Source organism: Gracilibacillus massiliensis (genome assembly GCF_001458115.1).
Classification (GTDB): domain Bacteria; phylum Bacillota; class Bacilli; order Bacillales; family Amphibacillaceae; genus Gracilibacillus; species Gracilibacillus massiliensis.
The window spans coordinates 735,469-760,709 of sequence record NZ_CZRP01000011.1 but is presented as its reverse complement, the minus strand read 5'-3'; the positions used below and the strand labels follow the sequence as shown (position 1 = coordinate 760,709).

Annotated in this window: 19 protein-coding genes and 1 riboswitch; of the genes, 8 read left to right on the top strand and 11 right to left on the bottom strand. The window is 36.4% G+C overall.

The window, feature by feature from the left end; translation table 11 throughout:
* Nucleotides 1-433: 433 nt before the first annotated feature.
* Nucleotides 434-1,042, bottom strand: a complete 609-nt coding sequence (locus BN3107_RS07140; RefSeq protein WP_058306920.1) for an alpha/beta hydrolase — start codon at nucleotides 1,040-1,042, stop codon at nucleotides 434-436.
* 148 nt (nucleotides 1,043-1,190) lie between these two features.
* Here BN3107_RS07140 and BN3107_RS07135 point away from each other — a divergent pair, with 148 nt between their 5' ends.
* On the top strand, nucleotides 1,191-1,835 hold the full coding sequence (locus BN3107_RS07135) for an NAD(P)-binding protein (RefSeq protein WP_077065062.1): 645 nt from the start codon (nucleotides 1,191-1,193) through the stop codon (nucleotides 1,833-1,835).
* A 4-nt stretch (nucleotides 1,836-1,839) separates the two neighbouring features.
* Here BN3107_RS07135 and BN3107_RS07130 read toward each other — a convergent pair whose 3' ends face one another.
* From BN3107_RS07130 to nirB (BN3107_RS07110), 5 genes are all read right to left on the bottom strand, one after another.
* Nucleotides 1,840-2,889 carry an anthranilate phosphoribosyltransferase gene (locus BN3107_RS07130; protein ID WP_058306918.1) on the bottom strand — a complete coding sequence of 350 codons (1,050 nt, stop codon included), beginning with the start codon at nucleotides 2,887-2,889 and terminating at the stop codon, nucleotides 1,840-1,842.
* Nucleotides 2,861-3,628: a sirohydrochlorin chelatase gene (locus tag BN3107_RS07125; RefSeq protein WP_058306917.1), complete on the bottom strand. Its 768-nt coding sequence runs from the start codon at nucleotides 3,626-3,628 to the stop codon at nucleotides 2,861-2,863. Before BN3107_RS07125 ends, BN3107_RS07130 begins: the two co-directional genes overlap by 29 nt.
* Before the next feature lie 15 nt (nucleotides 3,629-3,643).
* The gene (gene cobA, locus BN3107_RS07120) at nucleotides 3,644-4,429 is read right to left on the bottom strand and encodes a uroporphyrinogen-III C-methyltransferase (RefSeq protein ID WP_058306916.1); all 786 of its coding nucleotides are present in this window, start codon (nucleotides 4,427-4,429) and stop codon (nucleotides 3,644-3,646) included.
* 71 nt (nucleotides 4,430-4,500) lie between these two features.
* On the bottom strand, nucleotides 4,501-4,827 hold the full coding sequence (gene nirD / locus BN3107_RS07115; protein ID WP_058306915.1) for a nitrite reductase small subunit NirD: 327 nt from the start codon (nucleotides 4,825-4,827) through the stop codon (nucleotides 4,501-4,503).
* Between the two features lie 18 nt (nucleotides 4,828-4,845).
* Nucleotides 4,846-7,245, bottom strand: coding sequence for a nitrite reductase large subunit NirB (gene nirB / locus BN3107_RS07110; RefSeq protein WP_058306914.1), 2,400 nt, complete (start codon nucleotides 7,243-7,245; stop codon nucleotides 4,846-4,848).
* A 237-nt stretch (nucleotides 7,246-7,482) separates the two neighbouring features.
* On the opposite strand from nirB (BN3107_RS07110), the gene nirB (BN3107_RS07105) reads away from it, so the two are divergent.
* The 3 genes from nirB (BN3107_RS07105) (at nucleotide 7,483) to BN3107_RS07095 (ending at nucleotide 14,430) form a co-directional block, all read left to right on the top strand.
* Nucleotides 7,483-9,810: a nitrite reductase large subunit NirB gene (gene nirB, locus BN3107_RS07105; RefSeq protein ID WP_077065061.1), complete on the top strand. Its 2,328-nt coding sequence runs from the start codon at nucleotides 7,483-7,485 to the stop codon at nucleotides 9,808-9,810.
* Between the two features lie 17 nt (nucleotides 9,811-9,827).
* The gene (gene nasC / locus BN3107_RS07100; RefSeq protein ID WP_058306913.1) at nucleotides 9,828-11,960 is read left to right on the top strand and encodes an assimilatory nitrate reductase catalytic subunit NasC; all 2,133 of its coding nucleotides are present in this window, start codon (nucleotides 9,828-9,830) and stop codon (nucleotides 11,958-11,960) included.
* Between the two features lie 1,024 nt (nucleotides 11,961-12,984).
* Nucleotides 12,985-14,430 (top strand): NarK family nitrate/nitrite MFS transporter, encoded by a 1,446-nt coding sequence (locus BN3107_RS07095; protein ID WP_148434681.1) that lies wholly within the window; start codon nucleotides 12,985-12,987, stop codon nucleotides 14,428-14,430.
* 617 nt (nucleotides 14,431-15,047) lie between these two features.
* Here the strand turns inward: BN3107_RS07095 and BN3107_RS07090 are convergent.
* The 5 genes from BN3107_RS07090 to BN3107_RS07065 all read right to left on the bottom strand — a co-directional run bounded on the left by BN3107_RS07090 (nucleotide 15,048) and on the right by BN3107_RS07065 (nucleotide 20,728).
* The gene (locus BN3107_RS07090) at nucleotides 15,048-15,362 is read right to left on the bottom strand and encodes an STAS domain-containing protein (RefSeq protein ID WP_058306911.1); all 315 of its coding nucleotides are present in this window, start codon (nucleotides 15,360-15,362) and stop codon (nucleotides 15,048-15,050) included.
* An 11-nt stretch (nucleotides 15,363-15,373) separates the two neighbouring features.
* Nucleotides 15,374-17,434: a flagellar assembly protein A gene (locus tag BN3107_RS07085; RefSeq protein ID WP_058306910.1), complete on the bottom strand. Its 2,061-nt coding sequence runs from the start codon at nucleotides 17,432-17,434 to the stop codon at nucleotides 15,374-15,376.
* Between the two features lie 2 nt (nucleotides 17,435-17,436).
* Entirely contained in the window at nucleotides 17,437-18,270 is an 834-nt protein-coding gene (locus BN3107_RS07080) for a PP2C family protein-serine/threonine phosphatase (protein ID WP_316245021.1), read from the bottom strand.
* 13 nt (nucleotides 18,271-18,283) lie between these two features.
* The gene (locus BN3107_RS07075; protein ID WP_058306909.1) at nucleotides 18,284-18,595 is read right to left on the bottom strand and encodes an STAS domain-containing protein; all 312 of its coding nucleotides are present in this window, start codon (nucleotides 18,593-18,595) and stop codon (nucleotides 18,284-18,286) included.
* A 122-nt stretch (nucleotides 18,596-18,717) separates the two neighbouring features.
* Nucleotides 18,718-18,803: riboswitch (cyclic di-GMP riboswitch) on the bottom strand.
* A 1,697-nt stretch (nucleotides 18,804-20,500) separates the two neighbouring features.
* The gene (locus BN3107_RS07065; RefSeq protein ID WP_058306907.1) at nucleotides 20,501-20,728 is read right to left on the bottom strand and encodes a hypothetical protein; all 228 of its coding nucleotides are present in this window, start codon (nucleotides 20,726-20,728) and stop codon (nucleotides 20,501-20,503) included.
* Nucleotides 20,729-20,953: 225 nt separating this feature from the next.
* Between BN3107_RS07065 and BN3107_RS07060 the strand changes: the two genes are divergently transcribed.
* Genes BN3107_RS07060 through BN3107_RS07045 form a run of 4 tightly spaced genes read left to right on the top strand, consistent with a single transcriptional unit; the run spans nucleotide 20,954 to nucleotide 25,237 of the window.
* Nucleotides 20,954-22,084 (top strand): ABC transporter ATP-binding protein, encoded by a 1,131-nt coding sequence (locus BN3107_RS07060; protein ID WP_058306906.1) that lies wholly within the window; start codon nucleotides 20,954-20,956, stop codon nucleotides 22,082-22,084.
* Nucleotides 22,081-23,007: a carbohydrate ABC transporter permease gene (locus tag BN3107_RS07055; RefSeq protein WP_058306905.1), complete on the top strand. Its 927-nt coding sequence runs from the start codon at nucleotides 22,081-22,083 to the stop codon at nucleotides 23,005-23,007. Before BN3107_RS07060 ends, BN3107_RS07055 begins: the two co-directional genes overlap by 4 nt.
* Nucleotides 23,004-23,816 (top strand): carbohydrate ABC transporter permease, encoded by an 813-nt coding sequence (locus BN3107_RS07050; protein ID WP_058306904.1) that lies wholly within the window; start codon nucleotides 23,004-23,006, stop codon nucleotides 23,814-23,816. Before BN3107_RS07055 ends, BN3107_RS07050 begins: the two co-directional genes overlap by 4 nt.
* Before the next feature lie 17 nt (nucleotides 23,817-23,833).
* Nucleotides 23,834-25,237, top strand: coding sequence for an ABC transporter substrate-binding protein (locus BN3107_RS07045; RefSeq protein ID WP_058306903.1), 1,404 nt, complete (start codon nucleotides 23,834-23,836; stop codon nucleotides 25,235-25,237).
* Nucleotides 25,238-25,241: the final 4 nt, after the last annotated feature.

Sequence of the window (25,241 nt, the reverse complement as noted above, 5' to 3'; positions counted from 1 at the left end):
ATGCTAATATTTTGGATTGCTACACTTAGACAATCAATCAGCTTATATTGATAACATTGATAAGTAATCTAATGATAAATTGATGGGAAACAGTGAATACGCTAATATGATTCTTCTTGCTTGAGCTGTAGAGCATTAAAAAGCGCAGGCGTCGGCTTCCACTCCTGCGGGATGTTTTTATCCGAAGATCCACTTTTTAAGCACACTTTGCTTAAAAAGTTAGCTGAGGAGAAAAACCCGCGGAAAGGGAAGTCGACAAGCCGAAGCGATTGTAAAGCACATATAACATCTCATAATTACCACTACAATAGTGTCGCAAAGTCCTTCTTATATGCCTCAATTTGAGGTTTATTTTTATACATATTAAGAATATGCACAGAATTTTTTCTATTAAAAAAGCTATGCACCTCGGAGGAGGTTACATAGCTTACAATTAGACTATTTTGTTTTGATACCATTCTTTGGCTGCTTCTACTTCTGTTCTTGTTAATTGATGACCGTTATTTTCCCAATGGACTTGAACTTCAGCACCATTTTCTGCAAGAATCTTCTCAAGGTCGATCGATTCTTGTTCGGTACATAGAGGATCATTATGGCCTGCCGTGATCAAGACCTTAACTCCCGATAGATCAGGTAATTCGACTCCTCTTTTTGGAACCATCGGATGGTGTAGCACCGCTCCATTTAAGACATCTTGGTAATGGAAGAGTAAACTGCCTGCTATATTGGCCCCATTGGAATAACCAACAGCTATCACATAATTTCGATCAAATCCATATTCCTCAGCTGCTTCATCTATAAATTCATATAATTCCTTCGTACGTAACAATAAATCCTCTTCATCAAAGACACCTTCCGCTAATCGTTTAAAAAAACGCGGCATACCGTTTTCGGATACACTTCCTCTAACACTTAAAATATTAGCATCAGGGTCTACAATCTCAGCCAGTGGTAATAAGTCCTGTTCAGTTCCACCCGTACCATGAAGTAATAATAATGTTGGACCGTATAAGCTTTTGCCTTCTTTAAAAATATGCTTCATATGAACACCTTCCTTTCATTTATCTCAAATTCGAACTATTTTCTTTTTGTAGGAAAAGAATCTACCTTTAGTGTAAGAAAACTTGCTAACATCTGTCAATTAGCTTGCCTTGACTAACTGCTACGTACTACAATAAAATGAGACTTCAATGCTCCGGATAAATAGAATAGGAGGTGCCATCATCACATACCTACCATTGCTAGTCAATTTAACAAATAAAAGCATTGTCATTATTGGTGGTGGAAAAGTGGCTGAACGACGATTATCTCAATTATTAGACTTTAAACAATCAATAACTGTAGTTAGTCCGACTCTCACTGATACCATGAAAGAAATAATTACTATTAATAATATTAAATGGTCAAATGCACCTTTTAGAAAAGAAGATATAGAAAACGCAGATCTAATTATCGTAGCTACTAATGATGAAACAATCAATGACAACATTATCAAGCATGCACCTAAAACAGCCTGGATTAATGCAGCACATCATGCTGAAAAAGGTACCATACATTTTCCGATTACATTAAAACGTGGACGCTTACAAATTGCAATATCAACAGGTGGAGCAAGTCCTCTTCTGGCAAAGCGAATTAAAAAGGAAATAGACTCACAATTTCCAGAAGACTATGAAGGCTACATCGATTTTTTATTTGAGGCAAGAGCAATAATAAAAAAATTAGACATCAATAAAACGGAAAAACATCAATTACTTAAAGATATTGTACATAATCCAATTTATGAAACAGAAAAACAGCAAACGATTATAACAACATTAAAAAAACAAATGTGAAAGGTTATCTGACCTCACATTTGTTTTTAATAATCGATTCCAGTTTTCGCATCCCATTACCATTTTTAAGTTGCTGCTCGGCAATATTAATTCCCTCTTTAATTGAACCCGTATGATGAAATAAATAATAGCGTAAACCTGCATTTAGTAATATTTGATTGTAATAATAGCGATACTCGGGTTTTGACTCTCCAGATAAAATCGAGCGCATAATAGTTGCTTGTTCCTCTGCTGATAGCTTCTTAGACTTATCAAACTCTTTACATTCAAGTCCATATTCACTCGGTTTGACAATAAAAGATTCTAAATTTTCTGGTGTCCAATCAAACACAAAACTATTACGATGAACCGGAACATCTTCTGAACCTTCTAGACCTTGGACAATATAGACATGACGGTAATCTAACTGTTTAAAGACATCATTCAATTTATGAATTGCTGTTCTGTGAAAAGCACCTAACATGACGTTTTTTGCTTGAGGTATATTAATTAATTTTTCAACGGTATTAAACAATGTACGCACCCCAATTTCCTCCCTGATAGGACGAACTGAAGCTAATACATTGCTATAGTATTCAGTATCGACGAATCCAAAAGCTTCCTTCTCAATTATCTCTTCTATTCGACTACTGGAAAGTGTCACATCAACACCTAAAGAGATCATAATCGATTTAAGTGATGTACCATATTTTGGTGGCAATGTATCACTTGCAGATAGGAATACCGGAATTCCCTGATCCGCTAATAATAATGTAACCGGAATTGTAGCTGCAAATGAATTTCGACCATTGTATGGACCAGCAAAATCAATCAAATTATCCTGTATCTCATCAGATATATTTAATCGATTAGTATGATTTTTTAATGTCTCAATAAATGCGCACAATTCATCTGGTGATTCTGTTTTAATTCTTTCGGCAACTAAATAGGCTGCGATTTGAGCATCAGTAGCTTCTCCAGAAAGGATTTTTTCAGCAACAGCTAGTGTATCTTCATAGTTTAAATCCTTTGCACCTTTTTTACCTCTAGCTACTTCTTTTAACCATTGTTGCATGGGGGTCCGCTCCCTTTCTTGCTTCTGCTACGCGACTTATTAACACTTCAGATACATTTTGATGGTGTCCTAAATAATCAGCAAGCAATATTTTTTGACCTGCTTGCAAATCTAATTGCTCAATGTATTCTTTAATCCCTTTATCTAATAAACCAGTAAAAAGTAAATAAGGTAAAATAAGAACAGATTTATTGTCTTTCACTTTTTCTAATAAAAGTGCTTCAAACTTGGGTTCGCTTGCAGCAAGAAAGCACTTCTCTATTTTATTGTTGGGATAATGCTCTTTTAGATGTTGAACAATTTTTTCAGTATCCTCTACAGCAGATCGATCACTACTTCCGCGACCTACAAGGAGGAGATCATATTGTTCTACTTCAGAAGTACAAGTTGATATGCGATCGATTAATATTTCTACCATTTTAGCGTCAACTTCAATCGCTCGCCCATAAATAAAATCTATCTCAGGGTATTTTTCTCTTTCTTTATCGATCATATTTGGAATGTCCTTTTTCGCATGGCCTGCTGTAAGTAACAAAATTGGCATTATGATTACTTTGGTAGCCCCTTTTTCAATCACTTTGCTAACCGCTTCTGCAAGAGTTGGTTCTTGTAATTCGAGGAAACAGGTTTCTTGTAAAGGTATATCTACGCCTTTTTTCACTTTATCGATTAACGCATAAGACTCTATCTTTGATTTGTGTAATCGACTACCATGACATATATAGATGACAGCTTCCATTCTTATTCACTCCTACTAATATGCTTCTAATGCCGGAACTTCAGCAGACTGCTGCTGATAGCGTTCTTTCAAATACTGTAATTTTTCGCCTACTTTTACAACTTCTCCCACGACAATCATTGCTGGATTTTCAATTTTGTTTTGTTCTACTAAATGTACAATAGATTGCAGTGTTCCAGACACTACTTTTTGATTTTTAGTTGTTCCTTCTTGAATAATAGCCACAGGGGTTTTTGCTGATTTTCCGCAATTGATCAATTTTTCTGTAATATATGGTAAATTACTCATGCCCATATAGATTGCTAACGTGTCCACAGATTTCGCTAAATATTCCCATTTAATGTCAGATGGTTCACCATTTTTACAATGCCCTGTTACAACCGCAAAAGAGCGACCCAATTCACGATGTGTTATTGGAATGTCTGCATAAGCTGGTGCAGCAATTCCAGAAGTGATCCCTGGCACCACTTCATAGGCAACACCATTTTTAGCTAAAGCGACAGCTTCCTCCGCACCTCTTCCAAAAACAAAGGGATCTCCACCCTTTAATCGTACAACATTTTTACCTTTTTTTCCATATTTAACTAACAAATGATTAATGGTATCTTGCTTCATCAGATGTAATTTTGGCAGTTTTCCACAGTAAATCAAATCAGAATCCCGTTTTGCCTCTGCTAATAATTCTTGGTTTACTAAGCGATCATAAAGAATAACATCCGCTTGTTGGATTGCCTTTAAAGCTTTTACTGTTATTAAATCCGGATCTCCCGGTCCTGCACCGATCAAATAAACTTTCCCCATTTGTATTCCCCACCATTCATGTTTCTTTTTTAGCTCCGAGAGAATATCTTTCTGCCCGGAGCGTTAGTTCATTATTTTTCTGGAACTTCCACAAATACCTGATTTTCTTCTACACTTGTCTTGTAGGTCTGCACACAGCCTTCATCAGGGGCTTGTACGAGGCCATCTGTGACATTAATTTTCCAATCATGTAATGGACAAAAAACATGTTCGCCACTTACCATTCCTTCTGACAAAACACCACCACGATGGGGGCATTTATTTTCAATTGCCTTTACATTGCCATTGGAAAGTCGGAAAACGGCCAATTCTTTGTCATCAATAACGACTGCTTTCCCTAAGCTTACTGGTAAATCATCATAATTAGCTATGAATATTTTGCGCACAATCTGTTCCATAAACGTTTCCCCCATCCTTTATTTCGCTGTTACTTTTTGGTAAAGATCTTTTAAAGTTGTTTCACTCTCTAACACTTCGTTCCAAGGTTCTTTATAGACACCTAAAGCTTCATCCATACGATCATTTAGTTCTTTACGCAATTGATCATCATTAACAACTTCCTTCACGTGTTCAATGCCTACACGTTCTAAATAATGTGAGGATCTTTCTAGGTATCTAGCATTCTCGCGATAATATTGTAAAAAAGCAGCTGTATATTCGAGTACTTCTTGCTGTGATTTCACTTTGACTAATAGCTCTGCTTTACGCAATTCCGTACCACCATTACCACCAACATACACTTCCCAGACACCATCTAACCCAACAACACCAACGTCTTTAATCCCGCCTTCTGCACAGTTACGTGGACAAGCAGATACCCCCATTTTCACTTTGTGAGGCGTATTTAACCCTTCAAATTTTTTCTCTAATTGAATTCCCATCCCTGTAGAATCCTGTGTTCCGAACCTGCAAAATTCTGCACCTACACATGTTTTCACCGTTCTCACTGATTTACCGTATGCATAACCTGAAGGCATCCCTAAGTCCTTCCAAACGTCTGGTAAATCTTCTTTCTTAATTCCTAGTAAGTCAATTCGTTGACCCCCTGTTAATTTAATCATTCCCACATCGTATTTTTCTGCTACATCTGCAATCGTTCGTAAATCTTTGGCATTGGTTACCCCACCATACATTCTCGGAACTACAGAATAAGTACCATCTTTTTGAATATTAGCGTGAAGACGTTCATTGACAAAACGTGATTCTCTCTCATCTTCATGTTCTTTCGGATAAACCATGCCTAAATAATAATTAAGTGCTGGTTTACACTTGGAACATCCTTCTTCCGTTTTCCATTCCAGTACATTCATAACTTCTTTTGTGTGTGTCAAACCTTTCTCTTTTATTTCAGCAATCACTTCATCACGTGATAAATCGGTACAAGCACAAACTGTCTCTTTTGTATCTGCTTCATATTCATCACCAAGCGTGTCGGTTAATAAATCAGACACTAAATTTTTACAAGTACCACATGACCTGGAAGCATTGGTAGCACCTTTCACCTCTTCTACTGAGGTTAATCCATCAGATTTGATCGCACTTACAATCGCACCTTTTGATACGCCATTACAGCCACAGATAATTTCATCATCACTCATCGACGCAACAATGCTTTCCCCATCGTCTGCTGCGGATTGACTTTCCAGATAGTCCTCTACATTCGCTCCTTTTTTGATTAGGCTCAGTAATTTCGTGCCTTCTTTTGTATTACCAAATAATACGGCGCCTTTTAATTTATCATCCTGTACAAGAATTTTTTTGTAGGTATTTTGCCATTCGTCAAATACTTTAATTGACTTCGTCTCCGCTGTTTCATTAATTAAGCCCGTTGAAAAAACATCAACTCCTGAAACCTTCAATTGAGTAGATAATACAGATCCTTTGTAACCTTGATGGTTCATACCACAAATATGTTTGGCTAATGCTTGACCTTGCTCATATAACGGTGCAACTAATCCATAAACCATTTGGTCATGTTCAGCACATTCTCCAACAGAATAAATATTTGGTACATTGGTTTCCATATGATCGTTCACGACAATACCACGATTTACTGCAATGCCTGATTCCTGAGCTAATGCTACATTCGGTTTAATCCCAACTGCCATTACCACTAAATCTGCCGGAATCCAACCACCATCTTTGAATTTCAAACCTGTCACTCGTTTTTTTCCAGTTATTTCAGCAGTTTGTTTCTCTAATAAGAAATTCATTCCTTGAGACTCTAATTCCTTTTGTAGTAGTTCACCAGCAGGCCGATCAAGTTGACGCTCCATTAAATAGTCTGAAAGATGAATCACATCTACTGCCATTCCAAGATTCAATAAACCACGAGCAGCTTCTAAACCTAGTAACCCTCCACCAATAACAGCTGCTCTTTTATAGTTTTTAGAAGCATCGATCATTTTCTCGCAGTCTTCTATATCACGAAAAGCTGTTACTCCCTCTTTATCAGCGCCTGGTAACGGAAGCATAAACGGATTGGAACCAGTTGCAATGATCAAATAATCATATGGAGTTTCTTTTCCTTTATCGGTATAAACGACTTGGTGATCTTTATCTATTTTTGTTACTGTTTCGCCTGGATATAGCAAGATGCCGTTATCTTCATACCATTGCCATTCATTTAACGTTATATCTTTTAGTTCCGTATCGCCCTGTAAAACTTTCGATAACTGAATTCGATTATAGTTTGGATAGGGTTCTTTTCCAAACACGGTAATTTCGAATTGATCCGGTAATAACTTCATGATTTCCTCAATCGTCCGAATACCGGCCATACCATTTCCTATTAATACAAGTTTTTTCTTATCCATTTTTAGTCCCCCAATATCATTTGGAAAATTTAACTTGTATTCATCGTACCTATCAAAAAGTAATCTTGCTATCGACTTGTCAACTTATCTTACACGCTTTTTGAAGTATCTAAAATACACCTTTAAAGAAATAACGTTATATTATCTGACATGATCACGGACAAAAATAGTTGGATCATGATAGTCTTCGAGATGATAACGAACGAAAGATCAGTGTCATTAGGAGGTATTATAAAAATGAATAAAAAAAGACTTGTCGTGATCGGAAACGGGATGGCAGGCTTAAAAACCATTGAATATTTGTTAAAAGAAAATTCATCTTTATATAATATTACAATCTTCGGATCTGAACCCTATACCAATTATAGCCGGATCATGTTGTCTTCCGTTTTACAGGGTGATGTTTCGTTCGAAGATATTACAATACACGATTGGCAGTGGTATAAGGATAATCAAATAAAACTGTTCACAAATGAAACGGTTCTATCTATAGAAAGAAACAAAAAAATAATTGTGACAGATAAAGAGAGAACCGTACCCTATGATCACTTAATAATTGCTACAGGTTCTAACCCGTTTGTCTTACCTGTTCCAGGAATTGATAAAAAAGGGGTAATGTCTTTCAGGACGATTGATGATTGTAAAGAAATGATTGATGTATCTAAACAGCATAAGAAAGCAGCAGTAATTGGTGGTGGGTTATTGGGACTCGAAGCTGCAAGAGGTTTATTGAATTTAGGTATGGATGTTGATGTCATTCATTTATCCAACCAGTTAATGAATCATCAATTAGATCAGACAGCAGGATCTATGTTAAAGCATTCGTTAGAAGAACAAGGCATGCGTTTTATATTCGAAAAAGAAACAGCTGAGATTTTTGGGACGGATCGTGTCGAGGGCTTATGTTTTAAAGATGGAACAATACTTGAAGCTGATTTAGTGGTGATGGCAGTTGGAATAAGGCCTAATATTTCATTAGCAGATCAAGCTCAAATAGAAACGAATAAAGGGATTATCGTAAATAATGTTTTACAAACAAATGATCCAGATATTTTTGCAGTAGGTGAATGCACAGAACATAAAGGAACAGTATATGGTCTCGTTAAACCGCTTTATGAACAAGCAGAAATTCTTGCAAAACATTTAACGAAACAAAATGCTACCTATCAAGGTTCTACGATATATACCCAACTAAAGATATCAGGAATTGATCTGTTCTCTATCGGTCAAATTAATGAAAAAGAGACCACAAAAGCAATCTATACGTACGACTCGATAGCGGATAGCTATAAAAAAGTAGTATTCGAAAACGATAAAGCCATTGGTGCTGTGTTATTTGGAGATACATCGATGGGGCCAATCTTGCTCGATAACATTCAGAAAAAGAAATTTATACCTAACAATAAAAAAGCTACTTTATTACAAGCCGTTAAAATCGACGAATCATATGCGGCTACATTACCCAAAAATGAAAATATCTGCACATGTAACAATGTTTCAAAAGGATGCATTATTAAGCAAGTACTTGCAGAAGATTTATCAACTGTTAATGATGTAAAAAAATCCACTAAAGCATCTAGTTCATGTGGTGGATGTAAACCAGTAGTCCAAGAACTACTCGATTATATCAACAGTGACTTTTTTGATGAGAAGGTCAAAGATAATCGATTTTGCAATTGTACAACACTCTCTGAAGATGAAATAGTCCAAGAAATACAGGAACAGAAATTAACGAATCTTGACATGGTTTTCAACTCTTTAAACTGGAAAAACCTAAACGGATGTGAAACGTGTATTCCAGCTCTGCACTATTATTTGGACATGATTTATCCCGAATATCAACAAAACGACTATTTCTTTTATCTCGACCCACAGACGAATGCATGGTTAGAAACCGACGGCACCTATAGTGTAACGCCTCAATTATATGGTGACAAAGCAACTAGTAGTCAATTGCGTAAAATAGAGGAGGTTTTGCGTAAATACTGCTTACCTGGCCTGACCATAACAGAAGATCAACGATTAAAAATAACTGGTATTCAAGAAAAAAACTTAATCTCCATTTGTAGTGACCTCAATATGAGATTACACTCACCAGAAAATCATGTATTGAGAAAGGTGCAAATAATTGGAACTACTCATCCAATCGGTAACGAAATCGAGAATATAGCTTGTAAAATAGAAAAACAAACAGAATTTTTAACGATGGCTAGCAACCTTAAAGTGAAAATTTTCACTAATAAAACTGGCATGCTAGAGAATTATTTTGATCTAGCACTAATAAAAGAAAATGCAGGTTGGGAGTTGATTGTACAGGAAAACAATAAACAATCACTATTGGCTATTGCTAAAACAAATAATGAAATCATCAATCTGACCCTTTCATTCCTTCAATATTACCGGCAGTCCGCTAATTTTAATGAGAAAGTAGGAAATTGGCTGGAAAGAGCAGGCATGATTCATGTTCGTGAAGTGTTATTTGATCAGGAAAATCAAACGATGTTGCTGCAAAATCTCTGTAATGATCAAATTAATCGTAAAAAAACCTTTGTTTCAACGTTATAAGAAAGGATGTCTAGAAAATGACAGAACTAATGCTTAAATATTTCCGCGATAAACAACAAAAAGCACAATCCGAAAAAATATATGATACTCAATGCCCCTATTGCAGCATGCAGTGCAAAATGCAATTGATTGAACAACGTGTTATATCAAGAAAAAAACACAAAACAATCGGTAAAGACAATCCCACCTCTGAAGGTCGCCTTTGTGTGAAAGGAATGAACGCCCATCAGCACGCCTTGCACCATGACCGAATTAAACAACCTTTACGAAAAATTAATGGTGAATTCAAGCCCGTATCTTGGGAAGAAGCCTATCAACTTATTACTGAAAGATTTCAAGAAATACAAAAAACAGATGGAAAAGATGCCTTATCTGTCTATGGTAGTGCCTCGATAACAAATGAAGAAGCTTATTTACTCGGTAAATTTGCTAGAGTTGGTTTACAGACCAAACATATTGATTACAATGGCAGACTATGTATGGCCTCTGCAGCAACAGGTGCCAACCTCACATTTGGTATGGACAGAGGTTTCACAAATACCTTAGCAGAAATTCCACATACACGTTGCATTATATTAGCCGGCACTAATATTGCAGAATGCCAGCCAACGATTATGCCCTATTTTGAAAAAGCCAAAGAAAATGGTGCCTATATTATTGCAATTGACCCACGAGAAACAAGTACTACAAATCTAGCTGATTTACATTTAAAAAACAAACCAGGCACAGATGTTGCTCTGGCAAGTGGGATTCTAAAAATCTTAATTGATTTAAACTTAATTGATCACGAATTTATCCAAAAGCGCACGGAACATTTTGAGGATGTTAAAAAATATATACAATCGCTAAATCTCGATACGATCGCAACGGATACCGGCATATCGTTAGATGATCTCTATCAAACAGCTCTTGTGTTTGGCCGTGAATCTAGTGGTATGATTTTTACCGCGCGAGGAGTAGAACAACAAATAAATGGTACAGATACGGTAAGAAGCTTCTTAAATCTATTATTAGTCACAGGAAAAATAGGAAAGAAATATTCAGGATATGGGGCCATTACTGGGCAAGGAAATGGTCAAGGAGCTAGAGAACATGGTCAAAAAGCAGATCAACTGCCTGGCTATCGTTCGATTGAAAAGGAAGAAGACCGAAAATACATCGCAAAAGTCTGGGGGATAGAAGAACAGTCTCTTCCAAGAAAAGGTGTTTCAGCCTATGAAATGTTCGAGAAAATAATAGATGGCGAGATTACTAGCATGTTTGTCATGTGCTCTAATCCAATTGTCTCCAATCCCAATGCAAACCTCATTCAAAAAGCATTAAAAAAATTAAAGTTTCTAGTTGTGGTCGATTTATTTTTATCAGAAACAGCTAAATTGGCAGACCTTGTACTCCCTACTACTTCGTATCTAGAGGATGAAGGTACCTTAACAAATGTAGAAGGACGAGTAATGTTACGTGAAGCTAGTTATCCTATCCAGGGAGAAGCGAAACACGATTGGGAGATTTTATGTGATATTGCACAGTCACTTGGAAAAGGAGCGTTTTTTAATTTCACGAATGCTGAGGAAATCTTTGAAGAATTGCGAATCGCAAGTAAAGGTGGAAAAGCGGACTATTCAGGAATTACCTATGAACGAATTCGCAAACAACAAGGGATCCTATGGCCTTGTACTGAGAGCAATCAAGCGGGTACAGAGCGATTATTTGAAAGTACTTTTGCTCATGAGAATGGGAAAGCAAAAATGGCAGTTATTCCAATCGCAGATACCAAAAAACCGAGTATTAACAACGAATATCCATTATATTTAACGACTGGCAGAGTAATGTCACACTATTTAACGGGTGAACAAACTCGGAAAAGTCCTTCCTTAGCGGCCAGAAACTTTGAAGCTTTTTTAGAAATACATCCAGATACCGCTGAGTTATATGGAATCAAGCCTGATACGCTCGTTCGAGTCACTTCTAAAAAAGGTTGGATCATCGTTCGAAGTAAATGGTCTACATCGATTAGGAAAGACACCGTTTTTGTACCGTTTCATTGGACAGAAAAGCAGAATGTGAATCAATTAGTTGCCGATACCCTTGATCCTTATTGTCAAATGCCCGGCTTTAAAATGAGTGTCGTACGAATAAGTCCAATAAACTAAAAAACCAACCTAAAAAGTAATCTCTACTCACAAAAGCAGGATTATGCGATATAACTATAGTGGTAATTTTGAAAGGATGTATGTGCGTAAAAACCGCTTCAGCTTGCCCACTTCCCTTTTACCACGGGCACAAGTGCAACATCTACTCAAGCAAGCTTTCGTAGTGTTTTCTATGCCATGGGCTTTTTCCTTCAGCTAACTTTTCCAAGCAAAAATCGCATGGAAAAGTGGATCTTCATGAAAAAGAATCCCATAGGAGTGGAAGTGGCCACCTACGCTTAGTGGGACTCTACAACTATTGCAAATGCTCATATTTTGGATGGTTACACTTAGATAATAAATCAGCTTAGATTGCTAACATTGATAAGCAATCTAATGATAAATTGATGAAAAATAGTGAATAGGCCAACATGATTATTCTCGCTTGAGTTTTAGAGCATTAAATAGCACAGGCGTTGGCTTCCACTCCTGCAGGATGTTTTTTCCACGTTGCTAACTGTCCGTAATCCCATTCTTGATATTCTCATAATGCAAAAAATAACGTATGGGATACGGTCAGTAACAACCTGATAAGTTTCGCTAACAATCAGTGGAAAAACCCCACTGATTGAAGTCTCACTTTATCCGAAGATCCACTTTTTAAGCGTACTTTGCTTGAAAAGTTAGCTAAAGAAGTGTCCGCGGAAAGGGAAGCCGACAAGCCGGAGCGAGTACAAAGCACTATAATATCTCATAATTACCACTAAAATAGTGTCGTATAATCCTGCTTTTATTCTGTACATAAATCTTTTGTTTTAATAGACAATATTTATTTTGTTACAAGAAACAAAATGTCTTTAATGAATGATCAGTTACGGACGGTTAAGTCATGTTCAAGAAAAGGTTATGTTAGATCAAGCAACCTATTCCATTAATTTTAAAGATGCTGATCTAACATTCTATGTAAGATTATTTTACTGTTTCATTGTTTCATAACTCTATCTTCTTATAATGAAGATATCAACATAAAATGGAGGTACTTGAAATGAGCACAGGTCATAAAGGAAATATAAAAACACTCGGATTCACAACGTTAGCTTTTTTTATCACATTTGTCGTCTGGTTTAATATGGCACCATTTATGACGACATTAAAAAAACAATTTGGATTAACAAACGATGAAATAGCTTTACTAGCAGTAGCGAACGTCACGCTTACCATTCCAGCCCGGGTTTTAATAGGTATGCTTGTCGATCGGTTCGGACCTAGAAGAGTTTTTTCAAGCCTATTAATGATATTAAGCATCCCCTGTTTCACATTTGCTTTATCCAATTCCTTCACTCAATTAATGGTTTCAAGAATATTCTTAGCATTGATTGGTGCCGGTTTTGTTATTGGTATTCGTTTAGTATCAGAATGGTTTACAGAAAAAAATGTCGGGTTTGCTGAAGGAATTTATGGTGGTTGGGGTAATTTTGGGTCTGCCGCTGCGGCAATGACTTTGCCAGCATTAGCTATTCTATTTGGTGGTGAAGATGGCTGGCGTTATGCTATTGGTTTAACAGGATTAATTAGTTTAATTTATGGGTTTTTGTTCCTTCGATTAGTGAAAGATACACCAGAAGGAGTTACCTTTAAAAAACCAAAGAAAAGTGGGGCATTAGAAGTTACTAGTTATCGCGACTTGATCGGTTTAATGTTGATGAGTATCCCTCTCTTTGGTATTTTAATCTTTCAAAGCTTTCGTTTATGGGATTTAAATTTCATTAGCTTTAATATTATGTTAATTTTAATCTTGTCGCTTGTTGCATTGTTTTTCTATAATTTATCAAAAATATGGAATGTAAATAAGGACCATTTAAAAGAAGGAGTACCAGAAAAAGAAAAATACTCGTTTAAACAAGTAGCTATTCTTAATTTCGCTTATTTCTGCACTTTTGGATCAGAATTAGCAGTAGTCTCAATGTTACCTCAATTTTTTGAGGAAACCTTTGCACTTGGCGTAGCTCAAGCTGGTATTATTGCCGGTAGTTTTGCCTTTATGAATCTAATGTCTCGCCCTAGCGGTGGTTGGTTCAGTGACAAGTTTGGTCGCAAAAAAACCTTAATGATATTCTTAGCAGGTCTTGCGGTTGGATATATCGGCATGGCTCTAATTGGTTCAAGTTGGCCGATTTGGTTTGCAGTCTTAGTAACAATAGGTTGTTCTTTCTTTGTTCAAGCGGGTGAAGGTGCAGTATATGCAATGGTTCCCATGATTAAAAAGCCTGTAACAGGTCAAATATCTGGTATGGTTGGAGCATATGGAAATATCGGTGCAGTAGTATTTTTAACCATTTTTACGATGGTAAGTCCAGCCGTCTTTTTTATCATAATTGGGCTAACCGCTGTTGTTTGTTTCTTTTGTATCTTCTTCCTAGACGAACCTCAAACAGCGACTGCGAAAGAAAAAATAAAAAAAGCCCGAACAAAAGATGCAGTATCGTTTTAATAAAGGATGATACCGAACATTATACCTACGTCAAATACCAACAATACAATATATAGTGTTGCGCAATAACAGGATACTACGCAGTAAGTGATGTAGTCATTTTGACAGTAAATTTGTGCGTAACAACCGCTACGGCTTGTTCGCTTCCCTTTCCATGGGGTTTTCCCTTCAGCTAACTTTTCCATGCAAAAATCGCATGGAAAAGTGGATCTTCAGGTAAAACGAGTCCCATTGGAGTTGAAGCGAACGCCTACGCTAATTAAAGTTCTACAATAGATGCAAGAGTTTAAATAAAGACTACTATCGCGAAATATAAACGAAATACTTATAGAAAGATCAAATTGATAGGTGTGAAGACAGTTGTAGCATCCATTAAGAGCGAAGGCGTCCGCTTCTTTCACTCCTGCGGGATGTTTTTACCCTAAGATCCACTTTTTAAGCGAACTTTGCTTAAAAAGTTAGCTTAGGGTAAAAACCCGTGGAAAGGAAAGCGGGCAAGCCGCAGCGGTTGCAAAGCACATATAAAATCTCATAATTACCTCTTCAGCTATGTCGCAGTATGTTCCTAATACGCATGAAAATATTTTCAATTCAAGTCTTATATTTAACCTAAACTACTATTTCACAATAACCTCTTGGCCAATAATTTCTGGTATTTGTACTAATTCAAAAACTTCTAATATATCTTCTTTCACATTCAAAATTTTCACTTGTTGATTTTTTTCTTTTAATTGGTTAACAATTTGGATTAATAGACCCATACCTGACGAATCAACAAAATTAACCTTTTGGAAATTCAAATGAACTTCTGGATAATTCATTAATTCAGGAATCAATGTATCATTGACATGTTCAGTCGATTCTATATCAAAATCTCCAATTAGTGCCACGTTACAATGATTAGCTGTTTTTTTTAGTTGATATTCTAGCATAACTGAACCTCCTACTCGAAAATAATCTGTCCATTTTCGTCTAATTTCGCCTTAATAAACTTTTCCTCCCGAAACAACTGTCTAACGGCATCTCCAATACGAAGAATTGTTCCTTCATACGCTCGCATTATTGTGATAGATTTATCAGATGCAGTAGATATAATTGTTTTAGTGCCACTGATTGTACCTACTTCACTGACGATCACTCCCAACCTACCGTATACTTCACCACCTCTTAAAGAACCATCTACTTTTAATAATCCACCAGAATGTACTTTTGTATTAATGCAACCTTTTCCTATGATATTGACATTACCACTAGAATAGATTCTACTATTTGTAGTATCTGATATAGTGATGTATGAATTGGGTTCGACATCTGATTCTGTTGTTTGCGCTAATTCTTGCATCAAATCTTTTAAAATATTTAATTTTGAAAGAGTTATCGTTTCATTCGTTAGTGTGAGAAACATCATTTTCAAATCAGAACTGACCTTTTTCCATTCTGGCTCTTCAATATAAGCATCCGCTTTTTCTACTATATCTACATATTTACGTGCAAAAGATTTAAAATCTTTGAACTTTTTTTCAGATAATAAAATAATTAATGGTTGTAAACCTTTCATTTTTAGCTCTTCTGACTTATATGCCTTAGAACTTGTAAGTTGTTGAATAATAACGATCATCTTATCTAATTGTTTTTCTAATATCGTTAATAGATGGCCTAACTCAATAACAAGCAAATGGTGTTTTCCCGCGGTCAAACTAGAGTTAATAACATTTCCTTTTGCAGTTATCGATTTGGAAGCAGTTATGTTCGATTCGCTAATTGATCGTTGCACATAAATATCACCACCTGCTTCCACAATCATGTTGTCTTCTACCTCTCCCAAAATCTCGATATCACCGCTAAAACGAATATTACCGGAAGCAATATTGACATTTCCGTCATGAACGAGCTTCGACATAATCATTGCTTTTACAGTCCGACCTCTTTGCTCGATGACAGGTCTTCCGGATTCTGTTGCAATAATCTTATCTTCGATTAAATCGACACCTTTCCCGGGAACCAGTCTTAATTCATGTGTCTCTTTTGTGGGTATTTCTTCGTCCAAAACAGAGCGCCCTGGTAATCCAGGTATGGGCGGGTGAAGAATAGCCATTATCGTACCCACTTCTACATTTGGTATTATATTGGCATCTTTAAAGTTAATATTTCCATTTTCATCTTCAACGAGTCCATTTTCCGCATCAATATCTACCTTTACTTCTAACTCACCATCTAATCCATGTTTAGCCTCTTTACCTAGAGCAATAACAAAGCGACCTTCTACTTCTGTTTCAATTGCGTGTTCAATTGCTTTCTCATTCAAACCAAACGTGATATTTTGGTTTTCAAGTTCTTTTATAATATCTTGTCTGGATAATGTATTAATAATTTCAGACTGTGCCTCTAATTCCATATTGATATGTTCACTAGGTGGGGTATCCTTCAATGTATAGGAAATTTTTTCACCTGGATACACATCTAATATAGATTCTAATCCATTTTTTATAATTGATATTTTCCATGACATTGGCTTTTCCGTAAATTGATCGTAATCAATCTTATATTCATCCTCTTCACTTAATAGCAATGTTTTTTTATTAATTAATTGTCCATTTTTATATAATGAAATCTTTTCATCAATTGAAGCGGTTGCATATTTATTATTAGCACTTTTCATAAACAGCTGATTATTAATAATCCAGGCTCTTCCATCCGTTTTATCATCCCAAGAAGGTTCTTTCAGTGCTTCGATTTCTAAGTGCTCCAATTCAGTTGTTTCATTGATTGCATTTTCAACTAGTTGGTCCAACTCTACTTTTTCATGGATTTCTCCATCATTCGTAGTATTTTCACTGGATTTTGATAATTTAACGATTGCTTGTTTCTTACCTATACCCATAAAGCCCTCTGTATCGAATTGAAGTACTTCAATATTGACTTCATGTTTAGACATTTGCATTATTTTTAACCCGCGATCAATTGCTTCTTCTACTGATTTACCTCTTGAAGTAAACTGATTCAAGTCTATCCCTCCTTCTCAGAAGCAATTTTACTGTGTAATCTTTCTTCTATTCTCTTCATTTTCACAACGACCATTGTTATGTCATCCTTTTGTAAAACGCCATTAGTAAACGATTTTACATCTAGTTGAATTGCTTCTTCAATTTGCTCTGCTTCTAAGTGTTGATACTTTCTTAAACTATTAACTAATCTATCAATTTTAAATAACTCTCCCTTTTCACTTTGAGCTTCAATAATACCATCCGTGTAGAAAAAGATAAGGTCTTCATCTGCCAGTCTTACACTTTTTTCTTGATACTTTGTATTTGGTAAACCACCTAACATAACTCCTTTTATAAGTGGTAAGTTTTTTAACTCTAAATGCTGATCAATGATTATTGGTAAGTTATGACCTGCACTTGCATAGGTTAACGTTTGATCCTTTGGGTTCCAATCCGCACACAGTAATGTGACAAATGATCCCAATGTGCGTAAGTCACTGTACATTGCTTCATTCATTGCTTCCAATGTATCGCTAGGAGAAAAGAGGTGCTCTGCACTACTCCGAAAGACTCCACGGGTAAGAATCATTAACATAGCTGCTGGAATTCCTTTACCCATTACGTCACCAATTACGATTCGTACATTTCCCGATGGTAAAGTGTGAAAATCAAAATAGTCCCCACCAATTAAACGTGCAGGGATCGAAACACCTGAAATCTCCCCTTCATTTAACTCTGGTTTTCTCGCGTTTAATAACTTCATTTGAATCTTTCGTGCCTGTTTAATCTCTCTTGCTAGAGTTTGATCCATATGGTCAGTACCATTACTTTTTTTAAATTGATTTTGTTCGAGCAAATCGACCACCGCCTTAAATTGCTGCTAATACCTGATATACACCTAGCGTCTCCAATATTTCTTCTACTTGTTCTGTCGCTCCGTTAATGTTCAACTGAACTGCATTGTCTTTTGATTCATGAATAAGATTGATGAATAACCCGACTCCGGTTGAATCAATAAAATCTAATTTACTTATATCAAGGATTAACATATCAAATGACTCGTTTATCTCATAATCGTCTTCATGAAGTGAGTTAATTGTCGAAAAGTCCAATATACCATCAAAATAAATATATTTGGTTCTATTAATAATTTCATTCTCAACCACTAAATATTCTTTCATTCGCCTATCCTCCAAATCTCTAACGAATTAGGCTATATTATTAGAATAAAAAAGTCCACCAATGAAGGTGGACATATAGAGTAACTACAGTGTTTTGTAGTCTCTGTAAATATTCCTTACCCTTCGGCAACCCGGCTACCATAGTCAATTGACCTTAGATCCATAGGTTTTGCGTCCTTACTTTTCAATAAGTTTGCCATTATCGTTAGTAGTAAAAAAGTCTTATTACATTTATATTTTAAAAGATATTACGTTATTCGTCAATATGCATATTTAGGACCAATTAATAAGAGTATTATGCTGCAAAGATTCTCAAATAAGGAAATGCCCTTTAGTTCTTTGGACTCATATTATCATTTAATAAATAACAGTAAAATATAACATCGCTCTCCACTTCAAACAAGACTATTCAATGTATTGTTGCGCAACAACAGGATACTGTGCAATAAATGGAGTGGTAATTTTGAAATGTATTAATTACTAGATACCCGCTCCGGCTGCCCACTTCCCTTTCCGTGGGGTTTTCCCTTCAGCTAACTTTTCCAAGCACAAATCGCTTGAAAAAGTGGATCTTCAGGTAAAACATTCCCACAGGAGTGAAAGTGAACGGCCTGCGCTAATATATTGGCTCTACAACTACTGTGACAGGTAGCATTTTGAGCTTTTACTGTAAATAATGTTTTACAAATGATAGAAATACCAATAAGCTTCCTGATAATAGCGTTGTAGAATATCAAATTAGCGCAGGCGTCCACTTCGACTCCTGGGGGATTAGCATGATCTGAAGATCCACTTTGAAAAGTGTTTTCTTTTCAAAGTTAGCTGAAGAGCATGCCCCCCGGAAAGCGGAGGTCGGGTAGATGGCAGGCGCGCGCATTCAATAGAACCACGTTTCCTGCAGCCCCCATACGATCCCGGACGGTCGGATTTCCCGAGTCCGGTTCTGACACTGGGTTTCTATCGCTATATAAGCCTTCCTTATGTATCCCAGGTTTAAATGCTGACACGCATGTTCACCCATTGATACATAAGTTTACTTATATGCTAGTCTTATGCCAATCATTCAACAGACTCTGTGTTCTGTTTATTCTTTGACACGGACGCCCAGTCGCCCAGAGGTCCTTCGCTCTACTCTGGTGTTACCTTTGTAGAAGCTTCATTCCATAAGCTTAGAAAGGCATTACCCTTTCCTCTTCGCTACTACGACCTCATGCGTCCATCCTAAATCCTCCTAACCATTTTCGCTTGTCACTTATATGGTTGGTCTTTGCTGGTTGTTGTCATCCCAGCTGGAAGTAGGACTTTCCCGTCGTTATCTCTGAAAATCTTTCTCTAGATGCCAGAACCCCTACTCCGGCTGCTTCTATGGTGCTCTTGACCGTTACTTCCCATAGAACATCGGCCTTCCCCATTGCCCAACCAGGTCGGCGCATCACAGACATCCCTTCAACAGCTTCTGAAGGGCGCTCGATTTCGGAGCTGCAGTATTCGTTAAAGCCTTCTAGCCTCTAGATTTGCTCGCCACTCTAGCTGTTCCGACCCATACTCTCTCTGCGTAAAGTTGAGCCGCAGTGACTTTTACTTCCAAGCAGAACGTGACTCGTTACCTCACCACGCATTGGATATACTAGTCATCCGAACCGGTCAATTGATGACAGGAGACTTTCACTCCATTAGATTCTCAGCCTTGACGGCTACTCCTGGGCAAGCCGGAGCGGTTGGTACGCTCATATTTACTGTCAAAATAATCACATCAGTTATTGCGCAGTATCTTCCTACTATAAATAAAATCCAAACGCTATCGAAGTTTTTTCGAATAATCGTTTGGATTTTTTTGATTGATACAATTTTTGTCCCAGTCTTCACTAAAATAACCATCTCTAAAATAATTGTTTTCACTTATGTTTAGGTCATGAGCCCTGGTTCTGCGATTGTCTGCCACCATACTATCAAACTAATAATAATAGCAATAAATACAATTAAACTTTTCACCGCGTATGGAAGACGATTTGGAATAAACTTCAGTGCTAACCCTACAATAAGACCGGCTATAAACATATAAATAACTGCATATATCAACATTCCTAAAAAATTATCGACAGGTGTTGCCATTGATTGTTGTATCAAGTCCATATTTCCACCTCATTATCATACATAATCATCAAATCTTTTTCTTCACAAATACTATCATACAAATAATTTTATTATTATGAAAGTATTTTTTTCATTTTTACTAAAGATTGTTAAAGATTGTAAACTATTGTATAGATTTTTTTACGCCAGATTTAAACTACTTTCATACTTATTTTTTATAATCGGCACTAAGGTACAAGCAATTGAACTAAAGGAGATATACTTATGTATTCAGTCGAATTAATGAATGTAGACAAAACGTATGACAATAAGCAACTCGTTGTGAAAGATGTAAACGTCACGATCGAACCTGGAGAGTTCTTTGTGCTTGTAGGTCCTTCGGGCTGTGGCAAAAGCACATTATTACGAATGATTGCTGGATTGGAAGACATTTCTGCAGGTTCTATTCGAATCGATGGAAAAAAAGCTGACCATTTACCACCAAGTAAAAGAGAATTGTCGATGGTTTTTCAAAATTATGCTTTATATCCTCATATGACAGTAGAAGATAATATCAGATTCGGATTAGATGTAAAAAAAATGAACAAAAAAGAACAACGAAAAAAATGCAAAGATATCGCCGACATGTTAGGTTTATCTGATTATTTAAAACGAAAGCCCCGGCATCTTTCAGGTGGGCAAAGACAACGAGTAGCTTTAGCACGTGCTATTATTACCAATTCCCCTATCTGTTTAATGGACGAACCATTATCAAACTTAGATGCCAAACTTCGTGCACACATGCGCGCAGAAATCAGAGAATTGCAACGTAAACTTGGAATAACCCTAATCTATGTTACCCATGACCAAGTTGAAGCAATGACAATGGGTGATCGCATAATGGTATTAAACGAAGGTGAAATTCAACAAGTTGGAAAACCGATTGATGTCTATAATTCACCTGCAAATCCTTTTGTAGCTAAATTTATAGGTTCACCTCCTATGAATCTCACAACAGGACTTGTAAATCGTGAGAAACATCATATTAGTCTAGAAGATACTTTAACCATTCCAATCGATCCAATTACCTTAAACAATATCGAAAATAATAAAGTGATCGTTGGAATTAGACCAGAAAATATCGAAATCAGCGCTGCTCACAACCAGGAAAATCTTTCATTTGAAGTTACGATAGATCATGTAGAAATATTGGGTACAGAAACATTGCTGAAGTTTAAATGGAATAACTCGAATTGGTATGCAAAATGGTATGGTCAATGGAATATCCAGGTAGGACAAAGCCTTTTTTTACAGTTAAACAAAGATTCTCTATGTGTCTATGATTCACAGTCAGAAAAGTTGATTGTTGAGCCAAAAAATATTCAAAAACAAAATATTCATGAGGGAATTGTATGAAGAACACAGCAGAAATTCAGGAAAACCCAATAACTAAAATTGATCCTAAATGGCGTTTTATCCATTGGCGTTCAGCAATCCTGTATCTTTTACCATCGATCATTCTATTTAGTGTGTTTCTGTTTTATCCATTAGGAAAAACACTATATCTAAGTTTTTTCCTAACCGATCAACAAGGAATCGCAAATGTCTTTGTAGGGTGGGAAAATTATCAATATATTTTACAAGCGGAAAGTTTCCATAAAAGTATTAAAGCCACCTTATTATTTGTGTTATATACTGTCCCGACTGGGATCATAATTTCTTTGTTTTTAGCCTTACTAGCAAATGAAAAAATAAAAGGTGTTGGTTTTTTTCGTACGATTTATTCGTCCACTATGGGCGTCTCTGTAGCAGCATCTGCTGTTGTCTGGTTATTTATTTTTCATCCCAGTATGGGGATCTTAAATCAATTCATAACATCAGTTGGCGGCACTTCTATTGATTGGTTATTACATCCAGATTGGGCACTCGTTTCCGTTGCTGTGACGACAATCTGGATGAATATTGGATTCTCTTTTTTAATTATATTAGGTGGACTACAAAATGTTGATGAGCATCTATACGAAAGTGCCAAAATATCTGGTGCTGGCTATTTTTATCAATTACGACGTATTACAATTCCGATGTTATCTCCTACCCTATTTTTTGTCGTAACAGTATCCTTGATTAATGCATTTCAGACTTTTGGTCAAGTTGATATTTTGACACAAGGTGGTCCTTCTGAATCCACCAATCTCATTGTGTATTCTATCTATCGTGAAGCTTTTGTTAATTATCAATTTGGTACTGCTAGCGCACAATCGATCTTTCTTTTTCTATGTATTTTAATTGTAACTATTTTACAATTTAAATTTGGCGAAAGGAAGGTGCACTACCAATGAGAGTTTTTCGACCGATTATTACCTATGTATTATTAATCATGACAGCGATTATTGTCTTTTTCCCGGTTGTCTATGCCTTTTTCATTAGTTTCATGAGTGGCTCAGAACTTTTGCAAGGTAAATTCATTCCAGAATCCTTCCACTTTGACAATTATCAAAAAGCATTTGAACGGTTACCATTAGCACATTATTTATGGAATAGTTTCTTTATTTCAACTACCGTGATGCTCGGGCAATTGCTTGTGAGTGCCCTAGCTGCATTCGCGTTTGTCTTTATTCCTTTCAAAGGACGAAATCTAGTTTTCTTTATCTTTATCTCAACAATGATGATTCCTTGGGAAGCTACCATGATACCGAATTTTATTACGATTCAACAACTGGATTGGATTAATAGTTATCAAGGCTTAACGATTCCCTTTTTCGCTATTGCATTTGGAACTTTTCTGTTGCGACAACATTTTCTTACGATTCCAAAAGAATTAAAAGAAGCAAGTGATATTGCTGGGATTCGCTCGTTTAAATTCTTCTGGAAAGTTGTCATTCCATATTGCCGAACTTCCTTTGTAACATTAGGGGCCTATGGATTTCTGACGACATGGAATATGTACCTGTGGCCTTTACTTGTGACAAATAATGATGATGTTCGACCGGTTCAAATTGGTTTAAAACAACTCCAAACCCAAGAGATGGCTACAGATTGGGGGGTGGTAATGGCCGGCGTTATTATTGTAATCATTCCAACATTAATACTGTTGTTTTTAGGACAAAAACAACTCCAAAAAGGGCTCGCTCAAGGTGCTTTAAAATAACAAGGGGGAAATAAAAGATGAAAAAGTTTTTATTAATATTATTAACAATCTGCTTTGCAATGCTGATCACTGCATGTTCAAATGATGCAGATGGTCAAGAAGTAGAAGAGGAATCAAACGAGTCAGAAGAAACGAACGAAACTACGGAAACAGAAGAAGAAACAACTGAAGAAGCTTCAGACGAAAAAGTAGAAGCTGTATTCTGGCATGCTATGTCAGGTGGTGGACAAGAATCAATCGAAGCAATCGTAGATAATTTCAATCAATCACAAGAAGACTATACGATTATTCCAGAATTCCAAGGATCCTATGAAGAAGCGTTGACGAAATATCGTAGTGTTGGTGGTACGGAAGATGCACCTGCCATTATTCAAACGTTTGAAGTTGGAACAAAATATATGATTGATAGTGGTTTTATTGAACCAGTGCAATCATTTATCGATGAAGAAGGCTATGATATCTCACAACTTGAAAAAAATATCCTAAATTACTATACAGTGGATGATCAATTATATTCGATGCCTTTTAACTCTTCCACTCCGGTTATGTTGTATAATAAAGATGCGTTTAAAGAAGCTGGACTTGACCCTGAAAACCCACCACAAACATTTGCTGAAATAAAAGAAGCGGCTGAAAAGCTTACTGTTAAAAATGGTGATAATACAGAACGGTACGGTTTCTCACTTTTAAATTACGGATGGTTTATTGAAGAATTGATCGCGACACAAGGTGGCCATTTTGTTAACAATGATAATGGTCGATCTGAAGCAGCAACAGAAGCTGTATTTAATGGCGAAGAAGGCTTACGCATATTTGAATTAATAGATGAAATGAATAAAGCTGGTACGTACGGTAATTTCGGCTCTAACTGGGATGATATTCGAGCTGCATTCCAAACAGAAAACACGGCGATGTATTTAGACTCTTCTGCTGGTGTAGCTAGTACGATTGAAAATGCACCATTCGAAGTTGGCGTTGCTTATATTCCATATTCAGAAGAAGCAGAACGAAATGGTGTGATCATCGGTGGTGCTTCGCTTTGGATGTCTAATGGTATTGATCAACAGAAACAACAAGCAGCATGGGAGTTTATGAAATTCTTACAATCAGCTGAAAGCCAAGCAAAATGGCACATTGACACAGGTTACTTTGCGATTAATCCAGCAGCATATGAAGAAGATATCGTAAAAGATAGATGGGAAGAATTTCCGCAATTAAAAGTGACAGTTGATCAATTACAAGAAACAACACCTTCTTCTGCGACACAAGGTGCTTTAATTTCCGTTTTCCCTGAAGCAAGACAACAAGTCGTTACCGCAATGGAAAATGTACTACAGGGTACGGATCCAAAAGAAGCGTTAGACAAAGCAGCTGAGGAAACAAATCGAGTGATAGAGCAAGCAAATCGAGCAAATCAATAAGGAC